Source organism: Desulfomicrobium apsheronum (assembly GCF_900114115.1).
Classification (GTDB): domain Bacteria; phylum Desulfobacterota; class Desulfovibrionia; order Desulfovibrionales; family Desulfomicrobiaceae; genus Desulfomicrobium; species Desulfomicrobium apsheronum.
The window spans coordinates 1-15395 of record NZ_FORX01000031.1 but is presented as its reverse complement, the minus strand read 5'-3'; the positions used below and the strand labels follow the sequence as shown (position 1 = coordinate 15395).

The following is a 15395-nucleotide window of genomic DNA, read 5'->3' as shown; positions in this document are numbered from 1 at the left end:
AAAACCACGACATAGGGAACGCCGACCTGACGAGCGAGCAGGATGTGCTCACGAGTCTGGGGCATGGGACCGTCGGTGGCGGCGACAACGATGATCGCGCCGTCCATCTGGGCCGCGCCGGTGATCATGTTTTTGATGTAGTCGGCGTGACCGGGGCAATCCACGTGAGCGTAGTGACGCTTGGAGGTCTCGTACTCGACGTGCGCGGTGGCAATGGTGATACCGCGTTCCTTTTCTTCGGGAGCCTTGTCGATCTCATCGAACGCTACAAAGGATCCACCGCCCTTGAGGCTCGCGATCTTGGTGATCGCGGCGGTCAACGTGGTCTTGCCATGGTCGATATGACCGATCGTACCGATATTGACGTGCGGCTTTTTTCTTTCAAATTTTTGCTTGGCCATTCTTCATCTCCATTCTCATTTCTTGGTCAATTCTTCAGCAAGACTTGCAGGGACGCGATCATAATGATCAAACAACATAGTGTATGTCGCACGACCTTGAGTTTTTGAGCGCAGATCCGTTGCATAACCAAACATGCTACTTAGCGGCACGTTTGCGCGGATGATCTGCATCCCGTGTCGCATTTCAAGACTGACGATCCGACCACGACGCCCATTGAGGTCGCCCATGACATCGCCCATATAGTCGTCCGGAGTCAGTACTTCCACAAACATAATCGGCTCAAGTAGCACTGCGGCCGCTTTATGACACGCTTCTTTCACAGCCATGGAACCGGCAATGTAGAAAGCCTGCTCGGAAGAATCAACTTCATGATACGAGCCGTGAACCAATTCGACCTTGAGATCGACCATGGGAAAACCGGCTAGAACACCGTTGAGCAGAGCATCGCGGATGCCCTTGTCAACAGCGGGGATGTATTCCTTGGGGATTACGCCGCCCACGATGCCGTTCACGAATTCATAACCGCCACCAGGTTCCTGGGGCGTGACCTTGATGACAATATGCGCATACTGACCACGACCGCCAGACTGCTTGGCGTACTTGAGATCTTTTTCCGCCGGCTTGGAAATGGTTTCACGATAGGCAACCTGAGGCTTGCCAACGTTGGCGTCGACCTTGAACTCACGAGTGAGGCGGTCAACAATGATCTCAAGGTGCAATTCACCCATTCCGGCGATAAGCGTCTGTCCGGTTTCTTCATTCGTCTTGACACGGAACGAGGGGTCTTCCTTGACCAGCTTCTGCAGGGCCTGCCCAAGGGCATCCCTGTCGGTCTTGGTCTTGGGTTCGATCGCCACTTCGATGACAGGCTCGGGAAAATCCATTGATTCAAGCAGGATTGCCCGCTTGAGATCGCACAGAGTTTCACCCGTGCTGGTCTGTTTCAGACCGACTGCGGCAACGATGTCACCCGCATAGGCTTCCTTGATGTCTTCACGTTTGTTCGCGTGCATCTTCAGCAAACGGCCTACACGTTCCTTTTTGCCTGAGGCGGCATTCAGAACCGTCGAACCGGTAACAAGCACGCCGGAATATACTCTCAGGAAGGTCAGGTGCCCAAAAAAAGGATCAGCCATGAGCTTGAACGCCAAGGCGCTGAGCGGCAGATCATCGGAACACTCGCAAAGAATCTCTTCCTTGGTGTCAGGATCGACTCCAACCATGGCCGGGACCTCTACCGGGGAAGGCAGATAATCCACAACGCAATCAAGCAGTGCCTGAACGCCCTTGTTCTTGAACGCTGAACCGCAAATCACCGGGCAAATTTTCATGCCGATGGTAGCGGAACGAATTCCCGCCATGATTTCTTCAGGCAAGAGCTCTTCTCCGCCCAAATACTTTTCAAGCAGGGTCTCATCTTCCTCGGCGATAGCCTCGACAAGATTCATGCGCCATTCATCAGCCTGATCCAGCATTTCAGCCGGGATCTCGCGCTCGACAATCGTTTCGCCCTTGGAATCAACGTCATAATAGAGAGCGACCTTGCGAACGAGGTCGATCTGCCCCAAAAAGTTCTCCTCTGCGCCGATGGGCAGGTGCAGCGGAACAGGCTTCGCCTTGAGACGATCCTTGATCATGTCGACAACTCGGTAGAAATCAGCTCCCGAGCGGTCCATCTTGTTTACAAAGGCGATCCGGGGAACCCGGTATCTGTCCGCCTGCCGCCATACAGTCTCGGACTGCGGCTCGACTCCACCAACAGCGCAAAAAACAGCAACAGCGCCATCAAGCACGCGCAGCGAACGCTCTACTTCAACGGTGAAATCCACGTGGCCGGGAGTATCAATGATGTTGATGCGGCAATTACGCCAGTAACAGGTTGTCGCAGCAGAGGTGATCGTGATGCCACGCTCCTGCTCCTGCTCCATCCAGTCCATGGTCGCCTGGCCATCATGAACTTCTCCAAGTTTGTGAGAAACACCTGTATAATATAAAATACGTTCGGTAGTCGTGGTCTTGCCCGCATCGATGTGGGCCATGATACCGATATTGCGCTGATCTTTTATGGGAACACGTTTAGACACGGAAAGAACCTCTTTTACCAGCGGTAATGAGCAAAAGCTTTGTTGGCTTCTGCCATTCGATGGGTGTCCTCACGCTTCTTGATGGCACCACCGCGATCGTTATAAGCATCCAGAAATTCAGCCGCCAAACGCAAAACCATGCCTTTCTCTCCGCGAGAACGGGCATAGTTGACCAGCCAACGGATAGCCAAGGCTTCCTGTCGTGCCGGGCGGACTTCCATGGGAACCTGATAGGTTGCGCCACCGACACGACGGGATTTCACTTCCATCTGCGGCTTTACCTTTTCAATGAGCTGCTCGAATGCTCTGAGCGGCTCGCTGTCGGTGCGCTTTCCAAGTTCTTCAATGGCATCATAGAATATCGTTTCGGCAACGCTTTTCTTGCCGTCATACATCATCTGGTTCACAAATTTTGTGACCACCCGGCTTCCGTACTTCGGATCCGGCAGCACTTCACGCTTTGGCGTGGCTCCCTTGCGAGGCATACGTCAATCTCCTTGTACCTATTTAGGACGTTTGGCTCCGTACTTGGAGCGGCTCTTCCGGCGATCCTGAACACCGGCCGCATCCAACGTACCTCTGATAATCTTGTAGCGGACACCGGGCAAATCCTTGACACGGCCGCCGAGGATCATGACCACGGAGTGCTCCTGCAGGTTGTGCCCTTCACCGGGAATGTACGAAGTCACTTCAATTCCATTGGTCAGACGCACTCTGGCCACTTTTCGAAGAGCGGAGTTCGGCTTCTTGGGCGTTGTGGTATACACGCGCACGCAAACTCCACGACGCTGAGGGCAACCCTGCAACGCAGCTCTTTTTGTGCCTTTCACCTGGAGGACCCGCGCTTTACGGACCAACTGATTAATTGTGGGCATTTCAAACTCCATTAATAAACATTTTGAGAAGGGGGTTCATAATTGAACTCCCCTCCCCTGTCAACTCAAGTGCCGAGACAATAAAAAGTTATTGTCCCATGAAAAACGGATCTTTCTCTAAATCTTCCAGGAATTTGTCTGGGCTTTCAGGCTGATCCGGAACCACAATTCCGTTTTCGATATAAGATCTGAACCCCGTTCCGGCGTTGACCAATCTGCCGACAATGACATTTTCCTTGAGGCCGTAGAGATAATCCTTTTTACCTATCAGCGCGGCTTCGGTCAGCACCTTTGTCGTCTCCTGGAAGGACGCTGCGGAGATGAACGATTCCGTGGACAAGGATGCCTGCGTGATTCCGAGCACCAGCGGTTCGGCAGTCGCCGGGTGCATCCCGGTGCCTACGCACTTGGCGTTGATGTTGGCAAACTTGGCCTTGTCGACCTGTTCGCCCATGAGCAAACCTGTCTCGCCCGGGTCGATGACCAGCAATTTCTTGAGCATCTGACGGACGATGATCTCGATGTGCTTGTCATTGATGTAAACGCCCTGGAAACGGTACACGTCCTGCACGCCTTCGACCAGGTAAAAGGCCAGGTATTTTTCGCCCTTGACCTTGAGCAGATCGTGGAGATCCGGGGTGCCCTCGGTCAGCAACTCTCCGCTCTCCACGAAGTCACCTTCACCAACACTGATATGCTTGCCTTTGGGAATGAGGTAGACGCGGGCGTCTCCCACTTCCGGCTCGACAATAAGCTTGCGCTTGCCTTTGGAGTCGGGGCCAAAGCTGACGATACCGTCGATTTCGGACAGAATCGCCTGATCCTTGGGCTTGCGCACCTCGAAGAGTTCGGCAACGCGCGGCAAACCACCGACGATGTCCTTTGTCTTCATGGTTTCACGCGGCTTACGTGCGATGATGTCGCCCGGCTGTACCACATCACCGTCGTTGACCATGACGATGGCGCCAACCGGCAGCGCATAGGAAGTCTGGGTACCCGTGTCCGGCTTGGTCTTGCAGACGCCATTCTCATCGCAAATGGAGATACCTGGACGGAAGCTCGACGACCTGAATTCAATGACCGTCAAAGTCGACTTGCCCGTGGCTTCGTCTATGCGTTCCTGAGCGGTGCGGCCTTCGATGATGTCCGTGAAATGGACAACACCCTCGACATCCGTGACGAAGGGCTCGTTGAACGGATCCCATTCAGCAAGGCGATCGCCTTTTTTGACCTCGGCACCGTTCTCAAAATAGAGCTTCGCGCCGGAAGGCAACGCGTATTTTTCACGCTCGACGCCCTGGTCATCGACAATGCGCAGCTGGCCACTCTTGCCGAGAACCATGCGCTCCCCACGGTTATTTGTAACCGTCCGCACACGAGAGAGAACGACCCGTCCCTTGTTCAGAGCCTCATACCTGCTCTGCTCGATTTCCTTGGAGGCGGTACCACCGATGTGGAATGTTCTCATGGTCAACTGCGTTCCAGGCTCGCCGATGGACTGGGCGGCGATGATGCCGACAGCCTCACCGACGTTGACCAGATGGCCTCGCGCCAGGTCGCGACCATAACACAGAGCGCACACTCCGTGCTTGGCCTTGCAGGTCAGCGCGGAACGGATGGTGATGGTCGAGATGTTGCGCCGTTCGATCTCGGCGACAAATTCCTCATTGATCATGGCATTGGCAGGGATGAAAACCTCGCCGGTTTCAGGATCAAGAATATCGTACATGGCTGTCCGGCCAAGAACACGCTCACTCAGGCGCACGGTGATTTCACCGCTCTTGGTGACGTGCGTGAGCTCGATGCCATCAACCGTCTTGCAGTCGTGCTCGCTGACGATGACATCCTGAACTACGTCGACCAGACGGCGTGTCAGGTAGCCCGAGTTCGCTGTCTTGAGCGCGGTGTCGGCGAGACCCTTGCGTGCTCCGTGCGTAGACGTGAAGTACTGCAGAATGGTCAACCCTTCACGGAAGGACGACGTGATGGGCGTCTCGATGATTTCACCGGAGGGCTTGGCCATCAGACCACGCATGCCGGCCAGCTGGCGCATCTGGTCCTGATTGCCTCGGGCGCCGGAGTTGGCCATCATGAACACCGAGTTGAAGCTGTTGCAGCGCTCTTCCTTGAGCTTGGAAACCTCCCAGCGAAGCGCATGTTTGACATGCGGGGAGTCATCCTGCTTCGGGTTGGGCACGGTGTCGTACTTGAGCTCCCGCATCATGGCGTCGGCCACGTCATTGGTCGCCTTGGTCCAGACGTCAACGACCTTGTTGTATTTTTCCGTGCGGGTGATGATACCCTCGCGGTACTGCTGCTCGATATCCGAAACTTCGGTGTGCGAACGATCCAGGATACCGGATTTGGCCGGCGGGATGGTCAGATCCTTCACGCCGACGGTGATTCCGGCCTGGGTCGAATACTCAAAACCCAAGTCCTTGAGCTTGTCGCACAGAATGACCGTGGCCTTGGTGCCGGCAAGACGGTAGGCTTCGCCCACGAGTCTGCCGATGACCTTCTTGCTCATCTCGCGGTTGTAGACCTCGAAAGGCACTTCCGTCGGAACGATCTCGCGGATGATGATTCGTCCGGGAGTGGTCTCGACCAATGCACCGTCGATGCGGACCTTGATCCGGGCATGCAGCTCCACGTGGTTTGCGTCAAAGGCGCAGATGACCTCATCGGGATCGGCGAAGATCATGCCCTCGCCGCGCTCGAAAGGACGCTCCACGGTCAGGAAGTACAGACCGAGAACGATATCCTGCGAAGGCACGATGATCGGAGAACCGTTAGCCGGGGACAGAATGTTGTTCGTGGACATCATGAGCACGCGGCATTCGATCTGGGCCTCAACCGACAGAGGCACATGCACGGCCATCTGGTCACCGTCAAAGTCGGCGTTGAACGCCGTACACACCAGCGGGTGCAAACGTATCGCCTTTCCTTCGACCAGAATCGGTTCAAAGGCCTGGATGCCAAGACGATGCAGTGTCGGTGCGCGGTTCAGCAGAATGGGGTATTCACGCACGACCTCTTCGAGGATATCCCATACGGCGATCTCCTCGCGCTCGACCATCTTCTTCGCACTCTTGATGGTACTGGCATAACCCCGTTCCTCAAGCTTGGAGTAGATGAAGGGCTTGAAGAGTTCCAGAGCCATCTTCTTGGGCAAACCGCACTGATGAAGTTTCAGATACGGCCCGACAACGATGACGGAACGACCGGAATAGTCGACGCGTTTGCCGAGAAGATTCTGACGGAAACGGCCCTGCTTACCCTTGATCATGTCGGACAAGGATTTGAGCGGACGACCGTTGGTCCCGGTTATGGCGCGACCGCGACGGCCGTTGTCGAACAGGGCGTCCACGGACTCCTGCAACATGCGCTTTTCATTGCGGATGATGATGTCCGGAGCGCCAAGCTCCAAGAGCCGCTTCAAACGATTGTTACGGTTGATGACCCGGCGATACAGATCGTTCAGGTCCGACGTGGCGAACCGGCCGCCGTCGAGCGGAACCAGGGGGCGCAGCTCGGGCGGAATGATCGGGATCACGTCCATGACCATCCATTCGGGCTTGTTCCCGGATTCCAGGAACGCCTCGACGATTTTCAACCGCTTGGCCAACTTCTTTTTCTTGGTCTGGGAGCGGGTGGACTGGGATTCTTCGCGCAATTCCACGCGCAGGCTCGCCAAATCAATTTCCTGAAGCAGGATCTTGATGGATTCGGCGCCCATTCCGACCGTTATGGCGTTGTCGTCATAGTGATCGAGAATCTGGAAATACTGTTCCTCGGAAATGACCTGCTTCTTCAGCAAGGTCGTCTCGCCCGGATCCAGAATTATATATGAATCAAAATAAAGCACTTTTTCCAGATCGGCCATGGTCATATCAAGCAAGGTGCCGATCTTGGACGGAAGGGACTTCAAGAACCAGATATGAGCGACCGGAGCGGCAAGTTCAATATGCCCCATTCTCTCACGTCTGACCTTGGAGGCGATTACTTCGACGCCGCACTTTTCGCAGACAATGCCGCGGTGCTTCATGCGCTTGTACTTACCGCAGTTGCACTCGTAATCCTTTACCGGGCCAAAGATCTTGGCACAGAAAAGGCCGTCCCGCTCCGGCTTGAATGTACGATAGTTAATCGTTTCGGGTTTTTTTACTTCACCGAAAGACCATTCGCGAATCTTCTCCGGAGAAGCGACGTTGATTCCGATCGCTTTGAGATTCTGGCTATTGAAAGAGCTGGATGCACTGCCCCGTTGTGTAAAAAGATCATCAAGACTCATCGTGTATTCCTCTTGCTTTGGTCGAATTGCAATGCTGTGGCCGGTCTTGCCGAGGGATCATCTCTTCCTCGGGCGCTTCTTGTCGTCTTCCACGAGGGTGACTTCAAGACCCAGCGCCATCATTTCCTTGACCAATACGTTGAATGATTCGGGCATTCCGCTTTCGAGGAAATTGGATCCCTTCACAATCTTTTCATACATCTTCACACGACCGTTCACATCATCGGATTTGACCGTCAAAAACTCCTGCAGCAGATAGGCGGCGCCATATGCTTCCAGTGCCCAGACTTCCATTTCACCAAGACGCTGTCCGCCAAACTGGGCCTTGCCGCCGAGGGGCTGCTGAGTGACCAGGGAGTAGGGACCCGTGGAACGGGCATGAATTTTCTCGTCAACCAGGTGGTGCAACTTCAAATAATACATATAACCGACAGTGACCTTGTTATGGAAAGGCACTCCGGTGCGACCGTCAAAAAGCAGCGCCTTTCCGTCTTCGGGCAGGCCGGCTCTCTTGAGCAGCGCCCAGATTTCACTCTCATCGGCGCCGTCAAAAACGGGAGTTTTCATGATAATGCCGCGATTGAGATCCCGGGCAGCTTCAATCACCTCGTCATCGGTCATGGTATCAAGCAGCGCCGAGGTGTCGGGAGAATCAAAAATGTCCTTGATCTCGCTACGGACCTTGGCCACGCCTTCCTCAACCATGGCCGCGATCTGCTGGCCGAGCGACTTGGCCGCCCAGCCCAGATGGGTTTCCATGATCTGGCCGATGTTCATTCGCGATGGCACGCCCAGAGGATTCAGAACAACGTCCATGGATGTGCCGTCGGCAAAGAAAGGCATGTCCTCTTCCGGCAGGATGTTGGAGACAACACCCTTGTTGCCGTGACGGCCGGCCATTTTGTCGCCGACATTGAGCTTGCGTTTCACGGCCACATAGACCTTGGCCATCTTGATGACACCCGGAGGCAGATCGTCGCCCTCGGTGACCTTGCCGCGCTTGCTTTCATAGACGTCCTTGACGAACTTGAGCTGAAGGTCGAAATAATCGAGCTGCACCTTCACGGCCTCGTTAACGTCCTTGGCCGCGAATGCGCCCACAAGCTTCTTCAGCGGAATTTCTGCAAAAACATCTTCCTTGATGGGCTGGTTGGCTTCAAGAAGCACTTCGCCCTTGCGCTTGCCCATGATGGTCTTGGCTACGCTCTTGCCCTTGCAGACTTCCCAAATCTTGCGCCGGGTGGTCTCGGTCAGGGCAGCGGCATGCTGTCTCTCGCGCACGTCGATGCGCTCAAGCTCGTAATTCTCAATCAAATGCGTTCGCTCGTCCTTGTCTCCGGACCGACGGTTGAAAACCTTGACGTCGATTACCGTGCCCTCGATTCCCGGCGGTACCTTGAGAGAGGTGTTCTTCACGTCGCGGGCCTTGTCTCCGAAGATGGCTCGCAGCAGCCGCTCTTCCGGGGTCAGCTGCGTCTCGCCCTTGGGCGTGATCTTACCGACCAGGATGTCGTCCGGCTTTACCCGTGCTCCGATGCGAATGATGCCGCTCTCGTCGAGATTGCGCAGCATTTCTTCACCGACGTTGGGAATGTCGCGGGTGACTTCCTCCGGCCCGAGCTTTGTATCGCGGGCGAATACGTCAAATTCCTCGATGTGGATGGAGGTGTAGACATCCTCCTTCACAACCCGCTCCGAAATCAGGATGGAGTCTTCGTAGTTGTAACCGCACCAGGGCATGAAGGCCACAAGCAGGTTCTTGCCCAGCGCCAGCTCTCCGTTATGGATGGCCGGTCCATCCGCCAGGACCGCTCCTTTCTTGACCTTGTCCCCGATCTGAACCCGGGGTTTCTGGCCGAAGCAACTGTTCTGGTTGGACTTATGGTATTTCTGGACTTCATAAAAACGAACACCGCCGGCTTCCGGGTACAGATCGTCGGTATAGGAGACGATTACCCGGTCCGCGTCCACGTACATGATTTCGCCGTCACCCTCGGCCAGGAGGCAGCTTCCGGAATCCTGGGCGACCTTGCCCTCGATGCCGGTGCCGACAAGAGGCTCCTCGGTCACCAGAAGTGGAACCGACTGGCGCTGCATGTTGGAGCCCATGAGCGCACGGTTTGCGTCATCATGCTCCAGGAAGGGGATCAGCGCGGAAGAAATGGAAACAATCTGCCCAGGAGAAATATCCATGAGCGTCACTTCCTCGCGGAGAACGATGGCGAACTCGCCCTCGACCCGGGCCTCGACCTGAGCGTTGATGAACTGACGGTCATCGCCAAACAGGGCGTTGGCCTGGGCAATGATGTGTCCGCTCTCGGTGGAAGCCTCCATGTACTGGATCTCGTCGGAGACGAACCCATCCTTGACCACCCGGTAAGGCGTCTCGATGAAGCCGTAGTCGTTCACCAGTCCGTGCGTGGTCAAGGAGACGATCAGGCCGATGTTCGGACCTTCGGGAGTTTCAATGGGGCAGATGCGGCCGTAATGGCTCAGATGGACGTCGCGTACCTCGAATCCTGCGCGCTCACGCGTAAGACCGCCGGGTCCAAGAGCAGACAGTCGGCGCTTGTGTGTAACCTCGGACAGGGGATTGGTCTGGTCCATGAACTGGGAAAGCTGCGACGTGCCGAAAAATTCCTTCAGCACCGCAGTGACCGGCTTGGGATTGACCAGATCGTGGGGCATGAGCGTGGCTACTTCCTGCAGGCTCATGCGCTCCTTGATGGCGCGTTCCATGCGCACCAGTCCGATGCGGTACTGATTCTCCACCAACTCACCGACGGGACGCACGCGACGGTTGCCGAGGTGGTCGATGTCATCCGCAGGACCGTGCGAATCCTTGAGCTGAATGAGCTTCTTGACCGACCGGAAGATGTCGTCATTGGACAATGTACGGTGATCGATGGGCAAATTCAGGTTCAGACGGGAATTAAGCTTGTAGCGTCCAACTGGCGAAAGATCGTAATAATCCGCATTCCTGAACAGGTTGTCGAAGAAGCTGGCGGAAATTTCGGCCGTGGGCGGAGAGCTGGGGCGCAGACGTTTGTAAATGTCAATCTGCGCGCTCTCCAAATCCTCGCACTTGTCCATGGCCAGGGTGTCGCGCAAACATGCCGACGCCTCGGCACCCGAGGAAAAGATCGCACCGAGTTCGGTAATGCCGGCAGCGAGACATTTCTCCACGGCGCTGGCGACAAAGGGATCCCCAGCGCGCAGGATGACCTCGCCGGTAGCGGGGTCGACAATATCCTTGGCTGCATATTCCGTCTCAAGCGTATCGGGGCGAACCTCGTAATACTCGATTCCGGCCTTGATCATCCGCTTCCACATGCCCTTGGTCAGGGCTTTCCCGGCAGCAACAATCACCGTTCCGTCAGGAGTGACTACATCGGCATGGGCCAGTTCCTTGCGAAAGTTGTAATCTTCGACGCGACGCAGGACGGAGGTTCCCTCCAGGCGAAAGTTCTCCTTGGCGTAATAGTAGTCGAGGATATCCTCGCTGGTCATGCCCATGGCCTTGAGCAAAATCGTGGCGGGCATTTTGCGGCGGCGATCTATGCGCACATACAGGATGTCTTTGTGATCGAAATCAAAATCCAGCCAGGATCCGCGCATGGGAATAATGCGGCAGCTGTACAGGATTTTGCGGCTGGAATGAGTCTTGCCCGAATCATGCTCGAAAATGATGCCGGGCGAACGCTGCAGCTGGTTGACAATGACGCGCTCGGTGCCATTGATCAAAAACGTTCCCTTCTGGGTAATGAGAGGGATCGTTCCGAAATATATGTCTTGCTCCTTGATGTCGTGGATGGTGCGACTGCCTGACGTCTCATCGACGTCGTACACGGCAAGACGAACCTTAATCCGCAAGGGAGCTTCGAAGGTTAAACCCTTGGCGATGCATTCATCGACATCGTATTTTGGCTTGCCGATATCGTAGCTGACGTATTCCAGGGTGGCCGTCTTATTGAAATCATGAATCGGAAAAACAGAACGAAAAACGCCTTCAAGACCGATATCCGTGCGCATGCTCGCAGGAACGTCGGTCTGCAGAAATTTATTATACGAATCAAGCTGAAGGCTTAAAAGATGAGGGATATCAATGGAATCTTTAATTCGTCCGAATTTCTTGATCAGTTTGTTCATCGTTTCCCCTCAGGAAATGGGATGTTGCTGGGCAGGCAAAGCGTTCTGGGACCAAAGGGAGAGAAGCTATGGTGAAAAATCACTCAGTCGCATATGCTGACGCTTAAGGCGTGGTGTTACACAAAAAGGCGTAAAGAGTGTAAGAGGTTTTTTTCCCCTTACACTCTTTACGAAAAGTCAAACAGAAAGCAAAAAACTACTTAATTTCAACCTTTGCACCAGCTTCTTCAAGCTGCTTCTTGGCGTCGTTGGCGGCGTCCTTTGCAGCGGCTTCAAGGATCACGGAAGGAGTCTCGTCGACTTTGGCCTTGGCTTCTTTCAGACCCAGGCTGGTCAGAGCGCGCACAACCTTGATGACACCAATCTTGTTGGCGCCGGCTTCGGTCAGGACGACATCGAATTCGGTCTTCTCTTCTTCAGCGGCTTCGGCAGCAGCGGCAGGAGCAGCGGCAAAAGCGGCAACGGGAGCTGCGGCGGATACGCCGAACTTCTCTTCGAGTTCCTTGATGAAGACGGAGAGTTCCAACACAGTCATGTTAGCAATAAATTCGACAACCTGTTCTTTGGTGATATCAGACATTTTATCCTCCTAAATATTAGCTTTGGCTCATACTTCTTTTTTGTCTTTGAGAGCGGTCAGTACATTGACCATGCCTCTAACAACATTGGCAAAGAGAGAAACGAAATTCTGCGGAACCGCGTTCATCGTACCCAGAACAGATGCAAGCAGCTGTTCACGTCCGGGCAACTCGGAAAGGGCCTTTATGGAAGCCTCTTCCAGGAACTTGCCTTCAAGACTGGCATAACGCACGGAAAACTTGTCGTTCTTCTTTGCAAACTCAACCAGGACCTTTGCAGCGACGACAGGGTCGTCATAACCGAAAGCCACGGCGCAGTTGTACTTCAAATGGTCATTGAGTACCACATGCGGTCCTTCCATGAAAGCTTTCCGTGCCAGAGTATTCTTCACGACCTGATAGTCGCACCCCACCTCATGCAATTTTGCACGCAAGGGAGTAAGCTCTGCCACTTTGAGCCCATGGAAATCCGTGACAATGGCGATGCTCGCCTTGTCAGCCCTCTCTTTCAGGCCATCGATGATTTTTGCTTTTTCTGCCCTATTCACCACATACCTCTCTATAGCTAGGCAGACTGAGCCAAAGCAGTCTCAGCAGGATATTAAGGAAGATCCACCTGCATTCTCTGACTCATCTACTTGTTTTGAAACTTATTCACCCGCTTTGCGCAGGGAAGCAGCGTCAACCTTGACGCCCGGTCCCATGGTGGAGGACAGGGACACTGCCTTCACATACGTACCCTTGGCGGTGGAGGGTTTGAGCTTGATCAGCGCATCGACTACGGTGCGCAGGTTGCCGAGCAGTTTCTCGGAGCCAAAGGAGACCTTGCCGATAGGGGCATGCACAACGCCGGCTTTGTCGACACGAAATTCGACTTTGCCCGCAAGCAGTTCCTGGATGGCATTTTCAAGGTCGACGGTGACGGTACCGGTCTTGGCGTTGGGCATCAGACCGCGGGGTCCAAGGATCTTGCCGATCTTGCCGACGTGTCCCATCATATCAGGGGTCGCCACGGCCTTGTCGAAATCGAGCCAGCCGCCCTTGATCTTTTCGACGAGTTCGTCTCCGCCTGCGTCAATGGCACCGGCGCTGCGGGCCTTTTCCTCGTTCTCGCCCTTACAGAAGGCAACAACGCGAACCGTCTTTCCCAGGCCGTGAGGCATGGACACCGCACCGCGAACCATCTGATCGGAATACTTGGGATTGACTCCAAGATTTACCGCGATATCGACGGTCTCATCAAACTTGGCATACGAGCTCTTGAGAACCAACTCGACAGCTTCAGCCACATCGTACATCTTGAGACCGTCAATGGACTCACATACTTTCTGAAATTTTTTTCCGTGCTTGGGCATAGCTCGCTTACTCCCTTATTCCACTTCAATTCCCATGCTGCGTGCAGTGCCCATGATGGTCTTGCATGCGGCATTCAGATCATAAGCCGAAAGGTCGGGCATCTTGATCTTCGCAATTTCCTCGATTTGAGCCATGCTCACCTTCCCAACCTTTTTCTTATTGGGCTCACCAGATCCCTTTTGCAGCTTGGCAGCCTTGACCAAAAGCACTGCAGCCGGAGGAGTCTTAGTGATGAAGGTGAAAGAACGGTCGGAAAAGACCGTGATCTCAACCGGAATGATCGTACCCTTATCATTGAGCGTCTTGGCGTTGTACGCCTTGCAAAACTCCATGATATTCACACCATGTTGACCCAAGGCAGGACCAACCGGGGGTGAAGGGTTCGCAGCTCCTGCGGGAAGTTGCAGTTTGATTATTGCATTAATTTTTTTGGCCATAACACCACCTCATATCTAAAAATTATCAGCCTTTGGTCACCTGAACAAAGTCCAGCTCAACCGGCGTTTGTCTTCCGAAAATAGATACCGAGACACGCAATTTGCCTTTATCGTAATTCACATCTTCAACAGTGGCATTGAAATTTGCAAAAGGACCGTCAATTACGCGGACGTCGTCACCACGTTCAAAATGAAATTTTGGCCTGGGCTGTTCTTTCCTGGTTTCGATTGTCGCCAGAATTCTCTGCGCTTCCTTGTCCGTAAGCGGGACCGGTCGGCTTTTTCCGCCAATGAAGCCGGTTACTTTCGGAATGGACTGAATCATGTGCCATGAATCGTCCGTGAACACCATTTTGACCATTGCATAGCCGGGATAAAACTTGCGCGTGGAGGTGCGCTTTTGTCCCTTGATCAGCTCAACCACTTTTTCCGTCGGAACAATCACGTCTTCGACCAGGCCCTTGGCCTGTCCTGTACGGATCATTTCTCTGATCGTCTGCTCCACCCGCTGTTCAAATCCCGAATATGTGTGAATTATATACCAGCGCGCCTTAGGTTCGTCGCTCATGATGGCCTCGCCTTAGGACAGAACGGCTGCAATGATTTTGGTCAGCACCAAATCCACAACGCCAAGAAAGAGTGCCATTACGACTACCAACAACAAAACCGCCGAACTGGTACTGATGGTTTCCTGCTTGTCAGGCCAAACAACTTTCTTCAGTTCCACTTTTGCTTGGTCAAAGAATACACGCAGATCAGTAAACTTCTGCATGATTCCTTGTTTTTGCAATTCTGCTTCGGCATTCTTTTTCATTATGTCCATCGCTAGTAAATGTATGGCAGGCCAGGAGGGATTCGAACCCCCAGCCCTCGGATTTGGAGTCCGACGCTCTACCGTTAGAGCTACTGGCCTGCGTGAGGGAAATTTTCAATGCAGATGCTGCGTAGGCAGCATCCGCATTACACTATTTAGATTCGCGATGCTTCGTGTGCTTTCCACAAAAAGGACAGAACTTGCTCAATTCAAGCTTGGTAGTCGTGTTCTTTTTGTTTTTCTGAGTAGCGTAGTTTCTACGCTTGCAATCACCACAAGCAAGAAGAATATTGATGCGCATTATTTACTCCACAATTTCGGAAACAACACCAGCGCCAACGGTACGTCCACCTTCGCGGATAGCGAAGCGAAGACCCTTTTCCATGGCGATCGGGTTGATCAGATGCAC

At 54.0% G+C, this 15395-nt stretch carries 14 protein-coding genes and 1 tRNA gene; all 15 read right to left on the bottom strand.

Annotated features, from left to right (window positions below; all coding sequences use genetic code 11):
• The coding region (locus BMZ40_RS18690; protein ID WP_143075694.1) for a GTP-binding protein at nt 1-401 on the bottom strand (401 nt) is incomplete at its 3' end.
• A 15-nt stretch (nt 402-416) separates the two neighbouring features.
• On the bottom strand, nt 417-2486 hold the full coding sequence (gene fusA / locus BMZ40_RS18685; protein ID WP_092379552.1) for an elongation factor G: 2070 nt from the start codon (nt 2484-2486) through the stop codon (nt 417-419).
• A 14-nt stretch (nt 2487-2500) separates the two neighbouring features.
• A complete protein-coding gene (gene rpsG / locus BMZ40_RS18680) occupies nt 2501-2971 on the bottom strand; it encodes a 30S ribosomal protein S7 (protein ID WP_015774943.1) in 471 nt (156 codons plus the stop codon).
• A gap of 18 nt (nt 2972-2989) precedes the next feature.
• Nucleotides 2990-3361: a 30S ribosomal protein S12 gene (gene rpsL / locus BMZ40_RS18675; RefSeq protein WP_028578495.1), complete on the bottom strand. Its 372-nt coding sequence runs from the start codon at nt 3359-3361 to the stop codon at nt 2990-2992.
• A gap of 88 nt (nt 3362-3449) precedes the next feature.
• A complete protein-coding gene (gene rpoC / locus BMZ40_RS18670; protein WP_092379548.1) occupies nt 3450-7652 on the bottom strand; it encodes a DNA-directed RNA polymerase subunit beta' in 4203 nt (1400 codons plus the stop codon).
• Between the two features lie 57 nt (nt 7653-7709).
• Nucleotides 7710-11801, bottom strand: coding sequence for a DNA-directed RNA polymerase subunit beta (rpoB, locus tag BMZ40_RS18665; protein ID WP_092379545.1), 4092 nt, complete (start codon nt 11799-11801; stop codon nt 7710-7712).
• Nucleotides 11802-11997: 196 nt separating this feature from the next.
• The gene (gene rplL, locus BMZ40_RS18660; protein WP_092190610.1) at nt 11998-12381 is read right to left on the bottom strand and encodes a 50S ribosomal protein L7/L12; all 384 of its coding nucleotides are present in this window, start codon (nt 12379-12381) and stop codon (nt 11998-12000) included.
• A 27-nt stretch (nt 12382-12408) separates the two neighbouring features.
• Nucleotides 12409-12927 (bottom strand): 50S ribosomal protein L10, encoded by a 519-nt coding sequence (gene rplJ, locus BMZ40_RS18655; protein WP_092379556.1) that lies wholly within the window; start codon nt 12925-12927, stop codon nt 12409-12411.
• Nucleotides 12928-13029: 102 nt separating this feature from the next.
• Nucleotides 13030-13734: a 50S ribosomal protein L1 gene (rplA, locus tag BMZ40_RS18650; RefSeq protein ID WP_092379541.1), complete on the bottom strand. Its 705-nt coding sequence runs from the start codon at nt 13732-13734 to the stop codon at nt 13030-13032.
• A 15-nt stretch (nt 13735-13749) separates the two neighbouring features.
• Nucleotides 13750-14172 (bottom strand): 50S ribosomal protein L11, encoded by a 423-nt coding sequence (gene rplK / locus BMZ40_RS18645; protein WP_092190606.1) that lies wholly within the window; start codon nt 14170-14172, stop codon nt 13750-13752.
• 25 nt (nt 14173-14197) lie between these two features.
• A complete protein-coding gene (nusG, locus tag BMZ40_RS18640; RefSeq protein ID WP_092190604.1) occupies nt 14198-14740 on the bottom strand; it encodes a transcription termination/antitermination protein NusG in 543 nt (180 codons plus the stop codon).
• Between the two features lie 12 nt (nt 14741-14752).
• The gene (secE, locus tag BMZ40_RS18635) at nt 14753-14986 is read right to left on the bottom strand and encodes a preprotein translocase subunit SecE (protein WP_177193276.1); all 234 of its coding nucleotides are present in this window, start codon (nt 14984-14986) and stop codon (nt 14753-14755) included.
• A gap of 23 nt (nt 14987-15009) precedes the next feature.
• Nucleotides 15010-15085: transfer RNA gene (locus BMZ40_RS18630), tRNA-Trp, on the bottom strand.
• A 52-nt stretch (nt 15086-15137) separates the two neighbouring features.
• Nucleotides 15138-15287: a 50S ribosomal protein L33 gene (gene rpmG / locus BMZ40_RS18625; RefSeq protein WP_081434452.1), complete on the bottom strand. Its 150-nt coding sequence runs from the start codon at nt 15285-15287 to the stop codon at nt 15138-15140.
• Between the two features lie 3 nt (nt 15288-15290).
• A partial coding sequence (locus BMZ40_RS18620) for an EF-Tu C-terminal domain-related protein (protein WP_483862684.1) occupies nt 15291-15395 on the bottom strand: 105 nt, incomplete at its 5' end.